The organism is Primorskyibacter sp. S187A (genome assembly GCF_049800955.1).
In the GTDB taxonomy this organism is placed as follows: Bacteria; Pseudomonadota; Alphaproteobacteria; order Rhodobacterales; family Rhodobacteraceae; genus JAKVBH01.
The window spans coordinates 1285093-1307749 of record NZ_JBNAGA010000002.1 but is presented as its reverse complement, the minus strand read 5'-3'; the positions used below and the strand labels follow the sequence as shown (position 1 = coordinate 1307749).

The following is a 22657-nucleotide window of genomic DNA, read 5'->3' as shown; positions in this document are numbered from 1 at the left end:
TTGAAGTGTTTGATAGTGAGTCGGATGGGGTTTGGAGCGGCTTGTCCGAGGCCGCAGATGGAGGCGTCGACCATGGCTTGGCTGAGCTCTTCGAGCAGCCCCTGATCCCACCTGTCCGCCTGCATCAGTTTGACCGCCTTCTCGCAGCCCACGCGGCAGGGCGTGCATTGCCCGCAGCTTTCATCCTCGAAGAAGCGCAGCATGTTGAGCGCGGCATCGCGCGCCTTGTCCTGATCGCTCAGGATCACGATGGCGGCAGATCCGATGAAGGTGCCATGGGCCTGCAGCGTGTCAAAATCCATCGGCACGTCACTGATCGACGCAGGCAAAAGCCCCGCTGAGGGCCCGCCCGGCTGATAGGCCTTGAACACATGGCCCTCCGCCATGCCGCCCGCCGCCTCGATCAGGTCCAGGATCGTCGAGCCCGCAGGCAGCAGATAGACGCCGGGCTGCTGGACACGCCCCGAGATCGAGTAGCTTCTGAGCCCGGTGCGCCCGTTCTTTTCCACCGAACTCAGCACCTCAGGCCCCTCGCGGCAAACCCGCGCCACCCAGTGCAGCGTCTCGACATTATGCACCAGCGTCGGACGACCGAAGACACCCACTTGCGCCACAAACGGCGGGCGGTGGCGCGGCAGGCCGCGCTTGCCCTCGATGCTCTCGATCATCGCGCTCTCTTCGCCGCAAATATAGGCGCCCGCGCCGCGCCGCAGATCGATATACCCCGGCGCCACCAGGCCGGCCTCCTCCAGCGCCGCAATTTCCGTCGCGAGGATATGCAGCACCGCCGGATATTCATCGCGCATGTAGATGAAGCAGGTCTCCGCTTCCACCGCCCAGGCCGCGATCAGCATGCCTTCGAGGAAGAGATGCGGCGTGCGCTCGAGGTAGTAACGGTCCTTGAAGGTTCCCGGCTCCCCCTCATCGCCATTCACCGCAAGGTAGCGCGGACCGGGATTGGCCCGCACAAAGCCCCATTTCTTGCCCGAGGGGAAGCCCGCGCCGCCAAGCCCGCGCAGCCCCGATGCAAGCACCTTGTCCTGCACCGCTTCCCAATCGCCGCCCGCCCGCAGCGCCTTGAGCGCCTCATAGCCACCCGTCGCCTCATAGGCCACCAGCCCCTCATAGGGCGGCACATGCGCATGGGTCTGGCCCGACGCGATGGCCGTCTGCACCTTCTCAGGCGTCGCGTGGTCAATATGATGGTGCCCCAGCTCGAGCACCGGCGCGGTATCACACCGCCCCATACACGGCGCACGCAGCACGCGCACCTCATCTGGATCAAGACCCTCTTCCAGAGCCGCCTTGAGCGCCTGTGCCCCGGCAAGCTCACAAGACAGGCTGTCACACACTCGAATCGTCACGGCCGGCGGCGGCGCCTCGCCTTCCTTGACCACGTCAAAATGCGCATAAAAGGTTGCAACCTCGTAAACTTCCGCCATCGAAAGCCGCATCTCCTCCGCCAACGCCCGCAAATGCGCCGCCGACAGATGGCCATGGGCGTCCTGCAAAAGATGCAAATGCTCGATCAACAAATCCCGACGCCGCGGACGATCCCCCAAAAGATCCCGAACATCCGACAAGGCCAAATCGTCATACTGACGACCCTTCGGCGTAACACGACCACGTCCCCGACCTGACTTCCATACACCAGCGTTCTCTTGTTTTGTCATCGAGTCCTCCGTTATTCTTTTTGTTCAATTTTTTTTCCTGTCAGTCAACAGTGGGATTGGTTTTTCTTGACTGAATATTCCCTGCAAATGCATGAATGCGCGTGTGTCAGAGCTTTGGGCAAGGCAGAGCCAACATCGCACAGCCCGAACACTATTTGATCGGCCCAGACAAAACTGCTGCCAGTACACTGCCCCTCAAACCCACAGCGCGCTGCGTTCAATGAGAGGCAACCACATGCTTGACCGCGCCGTGGAACCACACGTGACGTGAGAGGAACACATCCGCCTATTTGAGGCTCGAAGGAATGCATGCGGAAGCACTGGGCGCACGCAGAGGCAATGCGGTATCCCGAGTAGCCGAGCACCGGGAAAATGCAATTGGCTTTGGATTGTGATGTTGCACGTGCGACGCCATCAACGACGTTCGAAACAACTCTTCGGCATCTCAGAAGCTCATCAACGTGTCGGATCTGAACAATGCCCAGGTGGCGCGTCGTGCGCCATTTTTCCCGCTTACCAAGGCAAATCACCTGCTGGTGATAGGCATACACGGCATTGAGTTGTTTAACTTAATTCCAACACCTTACGAGCCCTAAATGGGGCTGCAATCAAATATCCGGGCAAGACACTCGCAATCGCCAGGACGGGTCGTGCGAAAAGGGCGTGTTCGCCCAAGTGATTGCTGATCTGTTCGTAAACTCGGCGCGGAAGAAGCCATGCTGGATGATGCGGCCTATTCAAAGGCCCCCGAACAGCGGCCGGCAGGCGCTTAGAATAAGGCAGACACAGACGACTACTCTGCCGCACCTAGAGAAGGATTGCACACCTCGTGGCAACAGCGCTTAGCAGCCTGTCAACCCATGCTGCACTGCCGGTCAAACCAGCGACGATAGTGGCGCGAAGGAACTCATGATTAGCTCACGAAAAGCCGTCCAACGGGCAATCGCACGACTGCACCGAATGCGTATTACGGTCAGGATGCATTGATTTCCCGAGCGCTGCGTGGTTCTCCGGCTCCGAAAACGGCGCAGTGGCATGAGCGATCTTTTCTGGCTGACGGACGCGCAGATGGCGCGTCTGAAACCCTATTTCCCGAAGTCTCACGGCAAGCCACGAGTCGATGACAGACAGCTGTTGAGCGGGATTATCTTCGTCAACCGCAATAGGTTGCGCTGGAGGGACGCTCCTGCCGCCTACGGCCCGCACAAGACGCTCTACAGCCATTGGAAGCGTTGGAGCGAGAAAGGTATCTTCGCCCAGATTATGGTCGGCCTGGCTGCCGAACACGGCGAGAAAAAGACCGTGATGATCGACGCGACCTACCTGAAGGCACACCGCACCGCGACCAGCATGGCCGCGAAAAAAGGGGGGGTTGGTCGTCTGATCGGTCGAACCAAGGGCGGCATGATTACCAAACTGTATGCGATCTGCGACAGATGAGCCATGTCGCGCCATTGGTTCGAGCGACAATGGCGAATGGCGACCGCTCAGCCTGTTCGTCACCGCCGGGCAGGTTAGCGACTACATCGGTGCGCGGGCGCTGCTAAGCAACCTACCCAAGGTCGGCCTGGCTGTTCGGCGATCGCGGCTATGACGCTGACAGGTTTCGAGATGCGTTGAAAGTCAAAGGGGTAAGCGCCTGCATCCCAGGTAGGAAGCAGCGCAAGACGACCGTGAAATACGACAAGCGCAGATACAAACGGCGCAACCGCATTGAGATCATGTCTGGCAGGCTCAAGGATTGGAGGCGCGTCGCGACACGCTATGATCGCTGTCCCGAGGTCTTCCTATCAGCCATCGCCCTCGCTGCCACAGTCATCTACTGGTCATGAATCCTGACCCTAGGTGCACGGCGCCGCGCTCACAACACACTGTGCTAACTGACGATTTTCCAACTGTGCTAACACTGTGATAGGATTTTTTCGCATTTTAAGCGATTTGCGCCACAGCGCGGAAATCCCACAAGCTATTGTTTCTCTTGATTTAAATGGCGCCCAGGCAGCATAAACTTTTGATTTTATTACAATAAGTTACGAGGTGGCGGGACTTTTTTCTTTCACCATGTTTATTGGATTTTTTCGGATTTTTGTCCCACTTTTTCGAAGGGGATTACGCCCGGAAATCACAGCTCTTACCGGCACCGCATCGCCCCCGCGCCTGGACAAGGCAGCGGCGATCATTACCAATGGTCTCAGTAGAAAAGATCAATCTGGACGAGTGTGACTAACCCGCGCCTCACCTGCCCGATCTGCATGCACCGTGAGGCCGGATTAATCCCCGCCCCTCGGCATGTGCCCGTGTGGGATGACCTGACCGGCCCGGAACAGATGACCATGCTGGCCGAGGTCGGCGCCGCACTTGGTCACGGCACGGCTGGTTTCGTTGCCTCATCCGATCACGGCCATTTCCACCTCCGGGAAGCCAGTGGCGTACGCCTGACGACCGGCGGCCGCGATCCGCTCTTGCCTCTGCTCGCCGAACGGTTGGACACCGCGCACTCGGTCGATCTGGCAATTGCCTTCGCCATGGACAGCGGCGTGGCCCTGCTTGAGCCTTGGTTCCGTGAGCTGCTGGCGCGCGGCGGACGGCTCAGGATCGTGGTGGGCGACTATCTCGACACGACCGACCCGACCGCTTTGGCGCGCCTGCTGGACCTGGAAGGCGCGGAGCTTTTCGTTTTCGAGACGGGTGGCCTCAGCTTTCATCCCAAGGCCTGGCTGTTCCGCGCCGCCGATGCACGCGGGGCGGCGATTGTTGGTAGCTCGAACCTGTCCCAATCGGCGCTGACCGATGGTGTGGAATGGAACCTGCATTCCGAGGATGCAGCGGACAGTGTGGCCGCTGCTTTCGATGACTTGCTGGTACGCCCTGAGGTCAAGCCGCTCACGGCGGCGTGGATCGAAGCCTATGCGAAACGCCGCAGGGCCAGGCCAATGCCTGAGTTCACCGCCCGCGTCGTCGCCGATGAAGGTCCGCCGCCACGGCCTCACACGATCCAGCAGGAGGCGCTTGCGGCACTTGCTCAGAGCCGTACGAACGGCCACCGCGCCGGGCTCGTCGTGCTGGCTACCGGACTGGGCAAGACCTGGCTCGCCGCCTTCGACACTATACGCGCCAAGACGGGTCGCATCCTCTTCGTTGCCCATCGCGACGAAATCCTGACCCAAGCGATGGCAGCCTTTCGCAAGGTGCGCCCCGAGGCCAAGCTCGGTCGCTACACGGGCACCGAGAAAGAAGCGGATGCGGAAATCCTCTTCGCCTCGGTCCAGACGCTGGGCCGCGTCGGACATTTGCGCCAGTTCGACCGGGACCATTTCAACTATATCGTGGTTGATGAATTCCACCATGCCGCCGCCCGCACCTATCAGAACCTGATCGAGTATTTCACGCCCGGCTTCCTGCTGGGTCTAACCGCGACGCCAGACCGGACGGACGGCGCCGACTTGCTTAGCCTTTGCGGCGAAAACCTCGTCTACGAATGCGACCTGTTTCGCGGGATCAACGCGGGACATCTGTCGCCCTTCCACTATTTCGGCGTGCCGGATGACGTGGACTACGCCCAGATCCCCTGGCGCTCCGGCCAGTTCGATCCCACTGCGCTGGACGCGGCCCTGGCCACCGAGGCGCGGGCGCTGAACGCGCTGGATCAATACCGTAAACGTGCAAGCGGCCCCGCGATCGGCTTTTGCTGCTCCATGCGCCACGCCGACTACATGGCGGACTACTTCCGCACGGCCGGCCTAAACGCTGTTGCCGTCCATTCGGGCCAGAGCTCCGCGCCTCGAGCAAGTTCCCTGGCAGCGCTTGGTCGCGGCGAGATCGACATCCTCTTCGCGGTCGATATGTTCAACGAAGGCGTGGACGTGCCCGAGATTGGCACCGTCTTGATGCTGCGCCCCACCGAAAGCGCGATCATCTGGCTGCAGCAGCTCGGCCGTGGCCTGCGCCGCGTCGAAGGTAAGGTTCTGCAGGTCATCGACTACATCGGCAATCACCGCAGCTTCCTGACCAAGGTCGCGACCCTTTTGCAGGCGGGCGCAGGGGAACGCTCGATCTCGACCAAGCTGGAGGCGCTTCAAGCCGGCGAATTCCAGATGCCCCAAGGCTGCGAGATTACCTATGAGCTCGAGGTCATCGACATCCTGCGCAATCTCCTCCGCCCGAAAGAGGGCGCGGCTGAGCTCGAAGCCTTCTATCTCGACTTCCGGGACCGGAACGACATCCGTCCCACCGCGGTCGAAGTTTTCCGTAACGGTTTCGATCCCCGCGCTTCCGGCCACGGCGGCTGGTTCGACTTCGTACGGGACATGGGCGACCCATTGCCCGAACGTCCCTTCGCCACCCACGGGCGCTTGTTAGGCGAGATAGAACGGCCCAAGGGTTTGTCCCGCGCCGCCTTGACCGGCTTGCGCGACGTGGTAGCAGGACGGCAGCCGAGCGAAGGAGCGTCAGAGCTGGCGTTCAACTCGCACCTGGCGCAGGGCAGCGACAGCTTACGGCTGGCGCGACCTGACGCCTCCGGCGAGTTGGAACCGCTTGTGCGCGAGTTGGTCGAATGGCGCTTGGCGGAAACGCCCATCGTGCGCGAGGCCGCCGAGGCGTCCGCGACCTTTTTCGGCAAGCCACAGGCTCTGGAGCTTTGGCAGCGCTATTGCGTGCCTGACATCGCCGAGTTCTTTGGCGAAGAGTACAAGCAAAACGTCTGGCGCACCGGGATGAAGGCGCTGCCCGAAAAGAAGATCATGATCCTTCTCGCCAATGTCTCGACCCAGGACCTGACCTACAAAAATGCATTCCTCAGCCCGTCACGGCTGAAATGGTTCAGCCAAAACCAGACGCGGCAGGACAGCAAACACGGCAGGATTATCAGCGGTGAGGAAGGTCATGAAGTGCATTTATTCATCCGGCGCGGTAACAAGGTGAATGGAAAGGTCAATCCGTTTATCTATTGCGGACAGCCTGAGTTTATCAGTTGGGAAGGTGAAAAACCGATTGAGGTGCAATGGGATTTGACTTCGCCAGCGCCGCGAGAGCTTCGGGCCGAGCTCGGAATTCCAAATCAGGATTAATTGCCTAGAAGAATCTTATTTTAGCGTTGCCACTCAGGCACAGGAAAACATCGGCATATGACAACCACGGAGCGGCACGGACTGATTTCGCGTTTTTTCTCCCGAACCGGCGATGCCGGTCGAGAAGAGAAGACGTCCGAAGCGCCGTCCCCGCACGAACATGAAGCCTGGGGTGACAATGCAACCCGCTCTGTCAATGGCCTGGTCAAGTCCGTCCTAGCGGAACCGCGCTGCCTAATCGTGACAGGCTATCAGGACTTCCTATCCTCTCTGACCATCTTGCTCGAAACGGTCGATGACCTTGGTAAACGACCGGAGGGCAGCATTCGCATTGTCTTTGGTTCCAATACTGAAACACGACAGGTTTTAGGTGGCGGCGGCCGGACAGTGGCCGAAGAAGCACGCCAGCATTTTCTTGGCGCAAGGGGCTTTTCGGTTGTTGATTTGGCAGATCTGCGCGCGGTTCTTGCAATGGACGCAATCGAGCGTGGAATTATCCAATTCCGAATTTTCGATCCGGAACTCGCTGAAACCAAATTGGGACGCAGGCCATCGATGCTTCACGCGAAGCTCTTTGTGGGCGAGCAGACTGCGCTTTCGGGAAGCGCTAATTTCTCGATTAATGGTCTTCGCCGCAACCTGGAATTCATGGACGATGCCAATACCTGGCCCGACCTTGCCAATGTGCGTCGCGCGGCCGCCGAGCAATATTGGGAAATGGGGCGCAACTGGACTGAAACGGCGTTGGAAATCCTGCGCTCACTCATCCGCCTTGTGACGCCTGAGGAAGCTATAGCCAGGACGGTCCACGAGGCCACCAACTTCACGCCCTGGCGTGTCGCCGGCGAAACCAGCGCAGGACGTCCCCCTCAACCCTTCCAGGCCGATCTTATCTATGAGGCAGCAGGCACGGTCTATGAGCACGGCTTTGCCTTTGTCGAAGCGCCAACTGGTGCCGGCAAGACAGACATCGGGAAACACCTCGCAACCGTTTTGCCTGTCAGCCATGGGCAGACAGTCTTTTCCTGGGGAGAGCGCGCGGATCAACGGCGGCTTGGATCGCTTGCCCTGATACCGGCTAGTGTTTTGAAAAACTGGACGACAAATGCGCCGGCCAACTTCAAACCGATCAAGCACAGTCACCTGTCGCGGCGAGGTAAGGAAGAGACTGCGGAATTGGACGAGATCAACCGGGCGGTTAGCTCGTCTGCGTCAATGATCGTTGATGAAAGCCACCGGCTGAGCTCCAGATATCTTGCCCCTTCAGCGCGGTCGCTCGTTTTCGAGCGGAGCCCGGCAATCTGGACTGCCTGTTTGTCGGCTACGCTCATGGGCAATCAGGGTCTTGACGGCTTGCTCGCCTTCCATGAAAAGCGTGCCTCGATCTATGTGCCTCCGGCCATCACGGATCAGATCAACCAACATATGGCGAAGGTCCGAAAGCGGGGAGAGCTCGTGCGCCACCGGGACCTAGTGAACCGCCGGATCGAAGATCAGACTGTGCAGGACGATCTGTTTGACAGCGCCGAAGCGCTTCAGGTCGAGGTCAACAGCATCGAACGCCAGCTGGAGACCGGCGGCCTGCAAATCAGTGCGCTTCAGGAGGGTTTGGCCGACGCCCTGGCGCCATACGTCGTGCGGCGCCAACGGGATTGCATTGGGGAGAGTCCAGATCGAAAAACTGGTGCTTTCGTTTACCCAACGATCCGAAGCCACCGAGAGGATACGGTACTGAGTGATCAGCAGCGCCAAATCATTGAGCGGATCAAGGCATTGGCGGAATGCATCACGACTGGGGTCACCCTTGTTTCTGCTGATCCCCAACGCACTGCCCACACAGAAATCAAATTCCACGACAAATCGCGTATTCACATCCGGAACTTCCTCGCTTTGCTGCGCGCGTCGATAACGTTTGCACGCGAAGAATGGGCCAGAGAGCGCGACAGTGAAGCCGATCAGCGAGGGCGAGCATCAATTGGCGAAAACCTAAGACGCGCCGAGAAACAAAACGCCCGCGGCATTTCTATTCCGGATGGAGTATTGCCCGAAGAAGTCGATGCCGAATCTGAAGACAGCGAAACGCCGATTTGTAGCCGGATTAGTAGACTTCTGAATCATCCCAGCCTCGACAGCATTGATGAAGCCCGGGCCGACGTCATGCGAGACATCCTTCGAAAGCACGGCCATGCCATCTTCCTTGCTGAGCGGGTCGGCGTGCTCGAGGTCTATGCCAGGCTTCTTGCTGGGCATCGCGGAAGAGGACGCGAAGTCTTCGTGGTCGCACCTGGTGCACGGATCAAGACCGGTAAGAAGCTGCATCACATCCGATCGGGAGCAGATGCGCAGGAGTATTTCGGCATCGATGGGAAACATGTCGACCCGCTAAAGCCACGGGCCATGTTCCTCACATTCCAGATGGCGGAAGGGATCAACCTCCAAATCGCCCCTGCGCTTGGGATCATTGGCGTCACGTCCGACGTCAAGAGCCTCATTCAGGGGTTGGGCCGGATCGACCGGATCGACAGTCCCAATTCTCGCATCCACTACTACACCTTCGACCTGCCCGGGCTGGTTCTGTCATCGGATCACAAGGCGCGCGCTCGTGTCGCCAGCATAGCTCTCCTGTCAGGGGTTGGCGCCGAAGACCTACCATCAGAGTTGGTTGAGTTTTCTGCCGGTGATCTGACCGATCTTGTTCTCGAGCAGGTCAAGAAACCGCGCATCCTCCGCCCCAACAATTACTTCGATCAGCTTGAAGAGCTTCGGCGTGTGTTGCCTGCTGACGTTCTGCGCCGGGTCTGGAACGCAAACCCTCGAGGTCTCTGGGGAGCGGAACTCTGCCTTCTGTACTCAGTTGAGCCAGTCACCATCCTCCTCTTGGGCGGTCGCACGGGCAGCCCCCAAGACCCCACGGTGCTACCCCCTCGCTTGATTGCCGTTCGAGATGTCGATGGGCGCGCAGAGATCATTGGCGACCAGGTTGAAGCAGCTAGGCTCCTATCCGCCGCCTATGCCGAAACGCGTCGCCGAGACATGCAAAGCCACCGTCCAGAACTGAACGCGATATCAGCTACGTTCAGCCGGCTCGGCAGCACCCTTGCGCATCTGACCCACTGGGATGTTCGGCCAGCTCGAACAGTTTCCCTTCTCGCGTCCCTCGCAAGTTTCCTATCAGGACGCGACACCGGTGATGCTGGTCAAGCGCTCTTCGGTTCCTTAACTCTGCCGACCCTGGAAAAGCTGGCGGAAGCCTGGGCACACGAACTCGATGTTTTCTGGATCGAGGCGAAGGAGACGGTTAGCCAAAGGAGTGCGTCTGGCGGCGAAATACCCGACTACCTTGGGATCGACGCGATCTACCGGGCTTTCCAAGAGCAGCCAGACGATGTCCGCTCGGCTGTGAATGAAAGGATGCAGAAACTCTTTGCTCGGTGCACGGCATTGTCAGAGGGGCAATCGATCGATGTACTGAGCCGGGTTGCTGTGATCCTTGAAGCTAGAAATTAGTTCGAGACTTCTTCCGAGTCCTACCAAGACTGGCCGTCCGTGGTTGACGCGCTCGGCCCAGAGCAATCGCTATTGGGCTGCGCCGAGAAGGTTCGGAGGCAGCCCAATAGCAAGCACAAGACGGTCTCGAAGCGTGCATCCGACTCAAACAGCCGTCCCAAACCTAGAACTGGTGGGAAAGAGATATTCCAAGCAGCCGTTTCAACAGCGCCGATTCTCGTCTTCTCGCTGAGTATCAGCGGAGGAGGTCCGGCAGATCGTATAGCAGCCGCAAAGCGTCAGACCATCCGACCTCCGATAACAACTGGAGTATCTCGACCAGCATCGCACGCCGCGCTGGATCTTCGAAGATGCCTCGATGATCTGAAATGTACCTCTTCACGACCTTCACGACGGCGGTGCTACCGATGTTCTCGTAGTGATACCCCTCCTCAGCGCCCACTCCGATGAGGATTGGTCTTCCCCGACTGAAGTGGTCCTCCGCTATGTTTAGGAAAACGGAGGAAACACATGGCCAACAAGCGATCGAAGCCGGAAGAGATTGTCACCAAGTTGCGGCAGGTTGAGGTTCTGGCGGGGCAAGGGATGCCGCGTCTGGTCGCGATCCGTCAGATTGGTGTGACTGAACAAACCTATTATCGCTGGAAGAAGAAGTACGGTGGAATGGGCACGGATCAGTTGAAAGAACTTAAGCGTCTGCAGAAAGAGAATGAGCGGTTAAGAAGGGCGGTATCTGATCTGACGTTGGATAAGCTCATTCTGGCGGAGGCGGCAAAGGGAAACTTCTAAGCCCCGCTCGCCGTCGCGCTTGCATTGATCGAGTTCGCAACGAGTTGAACGTCTCAGAGAGACGAGCCTGCCGCGTCCTGCGAAAACACCGATCCACTCAACGTAAGGTGCCAGTTGGTCGCCCAGACGAAGAGCGACTGGTGGCCGATATGATCGAACTGACCCGGCAGTATGGCCGATACGGCTACCGTCGGATCGCTGCGCTGCTGAGAGATGCCGGCTGGCATGTGAATGACAAACGTGTCGAAAGGCTGTGGCAACGAGAGGGGCTGAAAGTGCGAAGGAAACAACCAAAGAAAGGGCGGCTCTGGCTCAATGATGGGTCGTGCGTTCGGCTGCGGCCTGAACACCGCGATCATGTTTGGAGCTATGACTTCGTCCATTGCCGGACTGACGATGGGAAAGCGTTCCGCACGCTGAACATAATCGACAAATACAGCCGGGAGTGCTTGGCCATTCGCGTGGACCGAAAGCTGAACTCAGGTAACGTGATTGACGTCCTGAGCGACCTGTTCATCCTACGCAGCATCCCATCGTTCATACGCTCCGATAACGGTTCGGAGTTCGTTGCTCAAGCCGTGCAGGACTGGATCAAAGCCGTCGGCGCAAAGACCGCATACATCGAACCGGGAAGTCCCCGGGAGAACGGATACTGCGAAAGCTTCAATGCCCGCTTCAGGGACGAGTTCTTAAATGGCGAAATCTTCTGCAGCCTGCGCGAGGCACAAATCCTGATCGAACAATGGAGGAAACACTACAACACCAAACGACCACACAGTGCTCTGGGTTACCGCCCACCGGCCCCCGAAACCATCTTCCAGATGGACAAAGGCCAGTCATGCACTAGCAATCAAACTGGACCACTCAGTTGGGGCTGATCAGGTAAGCTTCGCGCCCTAGGAGAGTACATCGGCGTAGACCCCGCGGATTTTTTGGTTCTCCCAGGAAACCATGATGTTGTGAGGTACCCGCCAAACTGGGACGGAGATGTCGCCAAGCTAGCCGTAGACAACCAGGTTTCATTCAAACACGAGCGTGACTTCAGATTTTTCATCAATGAACTACAAGGGAAAGATATCAAAGAGCCACTGGAGTTCGTTGAGAAGATTAGCCTTAAAAGCGTCGACGTTCTAATAGGTGTTTTGAACTCCTATAGGATATTGGCGACTAGTTGGACCGAGTATGGCTATGTGGGTCCCAGTGGCATCGAGACCTTAAGAGAGCTTGGCCGGTCAGAGGTTCAACGTCTCACTTTTAAAGTCCTTTGCCTCCATCACCATCTATTGCCAGTTAATCAAGTTGAAGCCCCCCGCACCAATGGCGTGACTCTTTCACTTGATGCGTCAAAGATTTTAGAGACCGCGCAAGATGCCGGAGTGTAAGTAGCCATCCATGGCCACCAACACATGCCGCACATAGCCCGCTACCAAAGCTTGCAACTCACGGGCCGAGCACAAACCAACGGTATGACGGTTGTTTCCAATGGCAGTGCAGGCGTATCGTCAAACCGCCGACCAGAAGAAGAACGGAACACTTATTGTGTGTTTACATTTTCAGAAGATGGAATCCAACTTCAGATGCGAGAGCTGCGCTCCGACAACAAACCGGGAAGTTGGTTATACAATGGAATGCTGGACGCACAAGCATATGCACCGTCTAAGTGACACAGCCCAGTTCGGCACTTCTTCTACTCAATAGTCAACGTTGGTCGGGCGTTGAAAAATGTTAAATAAATTCAAATACTTATTACCAAAATATCACTCCCAAAGCACCATGCACACGGCAAGAAGCGTTGCTAGTCTGCTGTGCTAGAACTGTGCTAGGTGCACGGCGCCGCGCTCACAACTAACCTTGCTAACAGGTGTTTTTCCAACTGTGCTAGCACTGTGATAGGGTATTTTGCTGTTTTCGGCGATTTGCGCTGCGACGCAGAAATCAAGCAAGTTACTGTCTTTGCTTGATTTAAGTGGTGCCCGGGGGCGTCTCCGCATCTTCACTAAAATCAACGCGTTAAACGGTCTTGTGTTGACAGATACCAACTTGAATACCAACACTAACAGATCGTTGCGGAAATACACCACCCGACTAACGTTCGAACATGTACGTGGACGCTTCCCGCTCGGTAGGATCCAGTTCAGCGCAAAAACAAAGATCAGTCCACCTAGCCAAATCGACAGCTACATACTCCATGAGGCTCAGAGTTCTCTCAGTGATACGGATGTTCTGAACCAACCATAGCCAATCTTTCGGCGAAACGAACAACATGTCGGGGAGAGAACCCAGATCTTCCAAACGATGTGCGGATCAGGTCTTTCACCGCCGCGGAAACTTCCGCGTCCTGCGAGCAAACTACTTCCGCCGCTTCCAAGAAATCGTCCAAGGACAATGCCGGGACGTGAACAACCTCGACGCGGGTGCGGAGCGGCATTGGAATGGTTTCGACGTAGTTCGCGGTGAGAACCCAGTTGATCCCCGACATGTCGCAGACAAGTCCGCTTACCGGACAGCGAAACTGACGTGCGCTGCCGCGATCCAAAAGCGGCAGGAGAGCATCGCACATGTTCGAACGCGTACCGGAGCTTGACGTCATTCCGCCGCCAACTTTATCGATCTCATCGACAACAAACACTGGATTTGGACATCCGGTTTGCGCGATAAACCTGAGCGGTTCACCGATCTGGCGGCTTGACCACCCCGCCTCGACGCCCTGCGATTCTAAAAGCGGACGATCCGGCTGCCGCGTCGATTTGCATATGCGGCGCGCCAGCTTCTTCTGCGATGATCTGTGCGAGCTGACTCTTTCCGGTTCCGGGGGGGCCGTGAAGCAGGATCGGCGGGGAAAGACAGGCCGCCCTCGTCGCTAGCTTGCAATCTTGCTTTCATACCTTTCCACACGCGCTCAGTCGCACGGCGGAGCCATGGCGCCCGCGCATGAACGCGAGCGATCATCTCGTCGATCTCATGTGGCGTAGTTGGCCCTTTTAACTGAAGTGGGCCGGAGTTGGCCGACAGGAAGTTCCGCAGCGCTTCGTCTTTATCGAGACCGCTCGGTCCGGAATGCCGTTCGCGAACCTTCCTTTCTGCAAAAGAAGCCACCTCATTTCGCATACGCTTCGTTAACGCTAGGTGTGGATCAAGTTTGAAGATCAGGTCCTCGAACGGCGAATGCCCTTTTCCGCTATAGAGTGGCTCCAGTTCTTCCGGAAGCTTGCCCAGATCGATTTCGATCACATCCAACAGCCGCTCGATCGCATCTACTGTGATCGCGTCTTTCGACCGGATCGAAAGTCCAAGCCCACGATCTGGCACGTGATCTACTGAAAATACTGCGTCAAACTCGATGCCTTCTCGTTCGAACATTCGCTTCATCTTGCGAAGCTTGCAGTCGAGTAAGCGGCGCTCTTCGCGATCCTTGATCCCGCGCCACATCTTCGAACGATCGTCGAGGATTGTGTAAACGGTTTTCATAGCAACGCTCATGACAGGGCGGCCAATGTGATGGCACAAAGCGCTTCAGAAAAATCCTGTGCCAAGGTCGCAAGCTCCAGAACCAGATTGTAGAGCTGAAACCGCAACTCGCCGCTAAGCGTATAAGCGGCAGCTCCTACAATTTCGGTGGCGAGGATGTAGGCCTTAATGCCACCAAAAAAGGTGGACTTAAATTTTGCGACGATGAACATGAAGAAACTCCAAAGCGGAAATTGGTAGGAGTCCCGGGTGACGATCCCGGCCGTTCACGCTCAACTGGCGCCTATATTTCGGGGGTATAAGACCCGACTGCACACCTGTGCTGACTCCCTCTTGGTTGAAGAGAGATCAGCGTATCGAGTTGTGCATCATCAATGTGGTCATGCTCTGTAGATAGGAGGATGCTAACACTTCGTCAAGCGCTAAGACCATGAAAATAATAGGGATACTCCGCATTTTAGAGCAGACCTGGAATGCAATCTATGCGAATGTCAGCGACGACAGTAGGAAATTTTCGACTACAACGGTTGCTTGTCCCGCACTACCAAGGAAACGTGCGCATTTCACTTTGAGGTCATCCTTTGAAAATCATCGACAACATTTCGGTCCTCTTGGGAGATGAGTTGAAGGCGGGGGCTGAAGCTGGTGCAAAAATCCGGGTCGCAGCCGGTTGTTTCTCAATCTTTGCTTATGAAGCGCTACGAGATGAATTGGAAAGCGTCAAAGAACTCGAATTCATCCTGACTGATCCAACGTTCATTCCGAACGAGGTTCTGGGGCGTTCCAAGAAAGAGAAACGTGAATTTTTTATCCCAAAACAGCTAAGAGAAACCGCTCTCTACGGAACAGAATTCGAGATCCATCTTCGGAACAAGTTGACCCAAAAGGCCATCGCAAGACAGTGCGCGAACTGGATCCGGAGGAAAGCTACCTTCAAATCCAACGTTACAGACGCCCCGATGCAGCAGTTCGCGACCATCGAAGCTCGCAAAGGTAACAGGGTTTTCTCGCCCATTAGTGGGTTTTCAGCCGTCGATTTGGGCTACCAGCCTGGCAACGCCGTTTCGAATTTCACGCATGCTCTTGAAGACGAACTGTCTGCAAAGACGTATCTGTCCTTGTTTGATCAGGTCTGGGCCAACCCCGCAAACGTACAAGATGTGACGGATCAAGTCCTTCAGCACATTGAGGCCGTTTACCAAGAGAACTCGCCGCAAAGGATTTACTTCCTGATCCTGTACAACATCTTCAGGGAATTCCTTGAGGAGGTCGACGAGGATGTGCTGCCCAATGACCAAACGGGATACTTGGATAGCCTCGTCTGGAAAAAGCTTTTCAATTATCAACGAGACGCGGCCACCGGGGTAATTAACAAGCTGGAAACCTATAACGGCTGCATCCTTGCGGACAGCGTCGGCTTGGGAAAAACGTTCACCGCGCTTGCTGTCGTCAAATACTATGAACTACGGAACAAATCTGTCCTGGTTCTCTGCCCCAAAAAGCTTGCTGACAATTGGCGCAACTACAACACGAACCTCAAGACAAACCTCTTTGCAGCCGACCGCTTCAACTATGATGTCCTCTGCCACACAGATCTATCCAGAACATCGGGCGAGTCTCTGGGCATCCCGCTCGATCGGGTCAATTGGGGCAATTATGATCTGGTAGTCATCGATGAGTCTCACAACTTCCGAAACAACGACGTCTACAAGGATCGGGAAACTCGGTACCAGAAGCTGATGAACAAGGTCATCAGATCCGGCGTGAAGACAAAAGTTCTGATGCTTTCCGCGACCCCCGTTAACAACAGGTTCACCGACCTTCGTAACCAGCTCGCATTGGCATACGAGGGGCATTCGGACACGTTGAGCCGAAACCTGAAGACCAAATCCAGTGTCGAAGAAATTTTCCGGAAGGCTCAAACCGCCTTCAACACCTGGTCGGAACTTCCCCCAGCGGAACGCACGGCACAATCCATTCTCAGAGCGCTGGATCTGGATTTCTTTGAGCTCTTGGACTCGGTGACGATCGCACGTTCTCGCAAGCATATCGAGCAATTCTACGATACGGCCGACATCGGGCAATTCCCCGAGCGCAAAAAGCCCATTTCCCATCAACTCCCGATCACGTTCCGCGAGGATGTCGTGGGGTTCGACGAGATTTTTAGCGACTTGTCCCTCCTCAAAATGGCCGTCTACGCGCCCGTGAACTACATCCAACCGAGCCGTCTCCGAAAATACGAAGAGCTCTACGACACCAAGACAGAAGGCTCCAAGGGTACGCTGCGCCAGGCCGATCGCGAGCGCAGCCTGCAAGCGCTAATGACGACGAACCTTCTAAAGCGTCTTGAAAGCTCAGTAGAGGCATTCCGTCTCACACTTGGCGCGCTCGACCAAAACATCGGCGCGATGCTGGAGGCCATCGATCGCTTCGAAACCAGTGACGGCAACGGCGGGATCGAAGACGTCTTCAATGATGTCGACAACTTGGATACCGACGATGATGACCTGTCGGGTCTTGGCGAATTCACGATCGGCAAGAAGATCCAAATCGACCTCGCTGACATGGATATCCCGACGTGGAAGGCTGACTTGGGCGGCGACCGCGAGATCATTCAAGGCCTCTTGGCTGAGATGGACAAGGTTGGCGTTGAAGAGGACGCCAAGCTCCAGCACCTGATCGACGTCATCAAACAGAAGATGAGCTCGCCCCTGAACCCAGGCAATCGCAAGGTTCTGATATTCACCGCTTATGCAGACACCGCCGAATATCTTTATCGCCACGTCGCGCCCACCCTCAAAGGCGCGATGGGGTCCGAAACAGGCATTGTCACGGGCTCAGGGAACCCCAAGACGACCTTGAAACCTCATTACGATTTCCAGTCGGTTCTCACGCTCTTCGCCCCCAAGGCGAAAGAGAAGGCGCTGATCATGCCGGAGGTGCCAGAAGAGCTGGACATCTTGATCGGCACCGACTGCATTTCCGAAGGGCAAAACCTGCAGGACTGTGACTACCTGATCAACTACGACATCCACTGGAACCCGGTTCGCATCGTGCAGCGTTTTGGCCGGGTTGATCGGATCGGCTCACCAAACACCGCCATCCAGTTGGTGAACTACTGGCCCGACATCTCGCTCGACGAGTACATCAACCTCAAAGAACGCGTCGAGAACCGGATGCACATTGTCGACCTGACCGGCACTGGTGAAGACAACGTGCTCACGGCGAAAAGCAGCGACGTCGCCTACCGCAAGGACCAGCTGCAGCGCTTGCAGGAAGAGGTGATCGAGCTCGAAGACGTCAAGACCGGCGTCTCGATCACGGACCTCGGTCTGAACGATTTCCGCATGGACCTGTTGAACTACACCAAGGAACATGGCGATCTGGCGGGCCAACCAAAAGGCCTGCACGCCATCGTCCCGTCCAACCCCGCCAAGGGCCTGCAGCCTGGTGTGATTTTCGCTCTGCGCAACATCCACCCGGATGTGAACGTCAACCAACAGAACCGGCTGCACCCCTATTACTTGATCTACCTCGACAACGACGCGAACGTCGTCGCGGACCACACCGAGGTGAAACGCCTGCTCGATCTGATCCGCTCTAGCTGCAAGGGTCTCGACAAACCGATCAAGGCGCTCTGCGATGCCTTCAATGCCGAAACCAAAGACGGGCGCGAGATGGGCAAGTATTCCGAACTTCTCAACGACGCGATCAAATCCATGATTGAGGTGAAGGAAGAGCGCGACCTCGACAGCCTCTTCTCGGGTGGCCACACCACAGCGCTGACCCACACCATCGCCGGGCTCGATGACTTTGAACTTCTCGCCTTCATCGTCGTGAGGGACGTTGCATGACCGCGCTCTACGACTACCCCAAATCAACGCTTCTGAAGCGTGTTGTGCCCAAGACGCGGATATATGACCGCGTTCAGGCCACCACAGCGCTGAAGGACAAATTCGTCGCTCAGGTTAACCAGATCACATGGCGGGCCAAGCTGGCCCCGGAAACCATCAACCTGCCCGCCACCAAATCCGTGCCGGAAATGCAGGTGTTCCGCGTCACGCTGAAATCGGGCGCGGTGCAGGACGACGTGCTGAGGGCCATCGACCGCGCCATCCCCTTTCCGATCCTGTTTGAACTGGAACAGGACGGCCAGATCCAGATTGCCGCCGCCCACAAACGCCCGTCAGAGGCGGACGCGGCCAAGTGGGTGCTGTCGGACTACCTACGCTCGGACTGGTTGCCGATCGACACGCCCCGCAGCCCATTGCCAGTGGCGCTGAACCTTGGCGTGCTTTATGAACAGATCCTGACAGCGCTCATGCCGATTGTGCCGCAAACGGCAGAGAGTTTGAGCGCGCGGATGGACCGGACGCATGCCCTCAAGACCAAAGAGCGTGAGATCAGCCAGCTTGAATCCAAGTTGAAGCGCGAGACGCAATTCAACATCAAAATGACACTGCACGGTCAGCTGCGTGAGGCGCAGGCGGAGTTCGAGCATTTGAAAAAGCCGGAATAGGCCCAGGAAAAGAACGCGGGAAGACATGAGTGACGAGATCGAAAAGCTGAAAATGCACAGCCCTGACCTGACGCAGGAAAACATCGCCAAGATCCGCGCGCTCTTTCCCGGTTGCGTGACCGAGGCGGCGGGTGAGGATGGCAAACTGCGACTGGCGGTCGATTTTGACCAGCTGCGCCAAGAGCTGTCTGAAAGCATCGTCGAGGGGCCGCAGGAACGCTATCACCTGAACTGGCCGGGCAAGCGCGAGGCGCTGATCACCGCCAACGCCCCCATCGCCAAAACCCTGCGCCCCGCGCGGGACGAAAGCGTGGATTTCGACACCACCCAGAACCTGTTCATCGAAAGTGACAACCTTGAGGCGCTGAAGCTGCTGCAAGAAACCTATCTGGGCAAGGTCAAGATGATCTACATCGACCCGCCCTATAACACGGGGAACGACTTTGTTTATGATGATGACTTTGCGGAAAGCTCTGAGATTTTTTTTGATCTCTCACAGCAAACTGATGAAAACAAAAACAAGCTTGTAGCAAACCCAGAAGGATCTGGCCGCTTTCACTCAAACTGGCTCGACATGATCTACCCGCGGCTGAGGTTGGCCCGGAACTTGCTGACTGAAGACGGCGTGGTTTTTGTCAGCATTGATGACAGCGAAATGCATAACCTTCGGAAGGTCTGTGATGAAATATTCGGACCCGAAAACTTCATCGACAACGTAATCTGGAAAAAGCGCTATGGTGGGGGTGCGAAGGAAAGACACCTAGTTTCCATCCATGAGTATGCGCTGATGTACGCCCGCGATATCAATAGCGTGCCAAATCTCTATGTACCTTTGGGTGAAGATTCCATCCAGCGGTACTACAAAAATCAGGACGAACACTTCGAGAAAAAGGGGCCTTATAGGACTCACCCACTTGAGGCCATGAAAAGCTTTGAAGACCGTCCAAATCTGAACTTTGGCGTCAAAGCCCCTGATGGCACTGAAGTATGGCCGAAACGCCAATGGCGTTGGAGCAAAGATAGAATGGAGCAAGCTCTCGCTGAAGGGGAGGTTCATTTTCAGAAGGCAAAAGACGGAGGTTGGACCTTATCTTCGAAGCAATACCTGAGGGACGAAAGCGGGGAAACACGGGCGTCTAAGTTTTTCTCTATCGTCGATGGTGTATATACCCAGCACGGCACAAACGAAATGGTAGGCATCTTCGGCGACGCCCAAGTGTTTTCCTTTCCCAAGCCAACTGAATTTGTTCGAAGGCTCATTGAACTCATAACTGGGGATGACAAAGAGGCTATAATTCTGGACTTCTTTGCGGGATCGTCCGCTACCGCACATGCAAGCCTTCTTCAGAATGCCCTTGATGCAGGAGAACGCCGGTTTGTAATGATCCAACTTCCTGAAGAGTTGGATACTGAAAGTAGAACGCAAAAGGTCGCCGCAAAATTTTGCGAAGGCCTCAATGTTCCACACAATATCGCCGAAATCTCCAAAGAACGCATCCGCCGCGCGGGTCAGAAAATCCTCGAAGGGGAGTGTCACCCCGATTGGAACAAGGATGTTGGCTTCCGCGTGCTCAAGATCGACAGCTCCAACATGGCCGATGTGTTCTACACGCCGGATCAGACCTCTCAGGCCGATCTGCTGTCCCGCGTTGACAATATCAAACCCGACCGCACGGCCGAGGATTTGCTGTTCCAGGTCCTGCTCGACTGGGGCGTTGACCTAACCCTGCCCATCCGCCGCGAGACCGTGCAGGGAAAAACCGTCTTCTTCGTCGCCGAAACCGCCCTGATGGCCTGTTTTGACGACGGCATTTCCGAGGATTTGGTCAAAGAGCTGGCAGGCCACGCCCCGATGCGGATCGTGTTCAAGGACACCGGCTTTGCCAACGACCAGACCAAGATCAACGTGCGCCAGATCTTCAAAGCCATGTCGCCCGAGACCGAAGTGAAGGCGATTTGACCCCATGGATTCAGCCGCTCTACGCCAGAAACTGACTGAGCTAATCGCCACCTGGGAAAACGAGGTTGTCGAGTTCAAGGAGGTGTCCAACGACTATGACACCGACAAGATCGGGCGCTACTTCTCCGCCATGGCCAACGAGGCCAACCTGCGTGACGTCAGCACAGGATGGTTGGTGTTTGGTGTGAACAACAAGACCCGGTCAGTGGTGGGCACGGGCTACCGCGTAGAGCGAGAGCGTCTTGATAGCTTGAAGCACCAGATCGCGCAGGATGCAGACCCGCGCACAACCTTTCGGCAAATCCATGAGGTGGACGTAGACGGTGTGCGTGTCGTCATGTTTGAAATTCCTGCTGCGCCGCGCGGAATACCCATCGCGTGGAAGGGGCATTACTATGCGCGGTCCGGCGAAAGCCTTGCGCCCTTGGGCATACCGAAGCAGGATGAAATTCGCGCTCAGGCATCTGCTGGGGACTGGAGTGCGCAGCTTGTTGACGGGGCAACGCTCAATGATCTCGACCCAGAGGCCGTCGAACGCGCGCGGGCAAACTTCGCGCAAAAGCACCAGAACCGGATCGATCCAGATGGGGTTCGGGCCTGGCCGGTTGCGACCTTGCTGGACCGCGCCAAGGTCACCCAACGCGGACAAGTGACACGCACGGCTCTATTGCTATTGGGGCGTTCGGAGAGCGCCTATTTGCTCTCTCCGCATCCTGCCCAGATGACATGGAAACTGGTTGGCCAAGAAACAGCGTATGAGCACTTTGCCCCGCCCTTCCTTCTGACGACATCGCAACTCTATCAACGTATCCGCAATATCCAACTGCGGCTCTTGCCCGATGATGAGCTGCTGCCGCATGAGGTCTCGAAGTACGATCAGAAGGTCGTGCTGGAAGCGCTGCATAACTGCATCGCCCACCAGGACTATGGCCAGAACCAGAGGGTGATCGTCACAGAGAAACCGGATCGCCTGATACTCGAAAATGCAGGTCGCTTTTTTGAAGGTGAGCCCGAAGACTATGTTCGCGGCGACAAGACCCCGCGCGGATATCGCAACCCGTATCTGGTGCAGGCGATGGTCGAGCTGAACATGATCGACCAGATGGGGTATGGCATCCAACGGATGTATGAAACGCAGCGCAGGCGTTACCTTCCTATGCCCGACTATGAGGTTTCTGGTGATGCTGTAGAAATGACGCTGTATGGCGGTGTCGTTGACCCGGCCTATACGCGCGTCTTGATGGAAAACGGCGGCTTGCAGTTGAATGATGTGCTGGCTCTGGACCGTGTCCAGAAAGAGTTGGCGGTGCCGGATGTCGCGATCAAAGCACTAAAACGTAAAGGGCTGGTCGAGGGCCGCAAGCCCCGTTTCCGCGTCTCAGCTGCTGTCGCGGCCGCGTCTGCCCAGCAAGCCGAGTACATCAAAATCCGAGCCTTTGATGACCAGCATTATGCCGACTTGATCCTTGAGTATCTAAGTAAGTTCGGCAGCGCCTCAAGAAAGGAAGTCGATAACCTGCTGTGGGACAAACTGAGCGATGCGCTGAATGACACACAGAAGAAAAGCAAAGTTGGCAATATTCTCAGTAAGTTACGGGCCGACGGAGTAATTTTCAATGCGGGTTCCCGACCTGCGCCGCAATGGAAGAAGAGTGAATGAAACGGGAACACT

The 22657-nt window shown here is 56.5% G+C and carries 10 protein-coding genes and 2 pseudogenes; 8 read left to right on the top strand and 4 right to left on the bottom strand.

Annotated elements, in window-relative coordinates; genetic code table 11:
- The coding region (locus ACP15S_RS17350; RefSeq protein ID WP_425040883.1) for an NAD(P)H-dependent oxidoreductase subunit E at positions 1–1673 on the bottom strand (1673 nt) is incomplete at its 3' end.
- A 1035-nt stretch (positions 1674–2708) separates the two neighbouring features.
- On the opposite strand from ACP15S_RS17350, the pseudogene ACP15S_RS17345 reads away from it, so the two are divergent.
- The 4 genes and pseudogenes from ACP15S_RS17345 (at position 2709) to ACP15S_RS17330 (ending at position 11885) form a co-directional block, all read left to right on the top strand.
- A pseudogene (locus ACP15S_RS17345) lies at positions 2709–3505 on the top strand (IS5 family transposase).
- Positions 3506–4000: 495 nt separating this feature from the next.
- Complete coding sequence (locus ACP15S_RS17340; RefSeq protein WP_425040882.1) at positions 4001–6742, top strand: DUF3427 domain-containing protein; 2742 nt, start codon at positions 4001–4003, stop codon at positions 6740–6742.
- Positions 6743–6799: 57 nt separating this feature from the next.
- A complete protein-coding gene (locus ACP15S_RS17335) occupies positions 6800–10249 on the top strand; it encodes a hypothetical protein (protein ID WP_425040881.1) in 3450 nt (1149 codons plus the stop codon).
- 510 nt (positions 10250–10759) lie between these two features.
- Positions 10760–11885, top strand: a pseudogene (locus tag ACP15S_RS17330) (IS3 family transposase).
- A gap of 1359 nt (positions 11886–13244) precedes the next feature.
- On the opposite strand, the gene ACP15S_RS17325 reads toward ACP15S_RS17330, so the two are convergent.
- The 3 genes from ACP15S_RS17325 to ACP15S_RS17315 form a co-directional block, all read right to left on the bottom strand.
- The gene (locus tag ACP15S_RS17325) at positions 13245–13715 is read right to left on the bottom strand and encodes an AAA family ATPase (RefSeq protein ID WP_425040933.1); all 471 of its coding nucleotides are present in this window, start codon (positions 13713–13715) and stop codon (positions 13245–13247) included.
- The gene (locus ACP15S_RS17320) at positions 13708–13866 is read right to left on the bottom strand and encodes an AAA family ATPase (protein WP_425040932.1); all 159 of its coding nucleotides are present in this window, start codon (positions 13864–13866) and stop codon (positions 13708–13710) included. The genes ACP15S_RS17325 and ACP15S_RS17320 overlap by 8 nt, the downstream gene beginning before the upstream one ends.
- Positions 13867–14514: 648 nt before the next feature.
- Positions 14515–14718 (bottom strand): hypothetical protein, encoded by a 204-nt coding sequence (locus ACP15S_RS17315; RefSeq protein ID WP_425040880.1) that lies wholly within the window; start codon positions 14716–14718, stop codon positions 14515–14517.
- Positions 14719–15087: 369 nt separating this feature from the next.
- On the opposite strand from ACP15S_RS17315, the gene ACP15S_RS17310 reads away from it, so the two are divergent.
- The 4 genes from ACP15S_RS17310 to ACP15S_RS17295 are packed head-to-tail and all read left to right on the top strand — an operon-like array spanning position 15088 to position 22645.
- Positions 15088–18360 (top strand): helicase-related protein, encoded by a 3273-nt coding sequence (locus ACP15S_RS17310; RefSeq protein ID WP_425040879.1) that lies wholly within the window; start codon positions 15088–15090, stop codon positions 18358–18360.
- A complete protein-coding gene (locus ACP15S_RS17305; protein WP_425040878.1) occupies positions 18357–19025 on the top strand; it encodes a DUF4391 domain-containing protein in 669 nt (222 codons plus the stop codon). The genes ACP15S_RS17310 and ACP15S_RS17305 overlap by 4 nt, the downstream gene beginning before the upstream one ends.
- A gap of 25 nt (positions 19026–19050) precedes the next feature.
- A complete protein-coding gene (locus ACP15S_RS17300; protein ID WP_425040877.1) occupies positions 19051–20985 on the top strand; it encodes a site-specific DNA-methyltransferase in 1935 nt (644 codons plus the stop codon).
- Positions 20986–20989: 4 nt separating this feature from the next.
- Positions 20990–22645, top strand: coding sequence for an RNA-binding domain-containing protein (locus ACP15S_RS17295; RefSeq protein WP_425040876.1), 1656 nt, complete (start codon positions 20990–20992; stop codon positions 22643–22645).
- Positions 22646–22657: the final 12 nt, after the last annotated feature.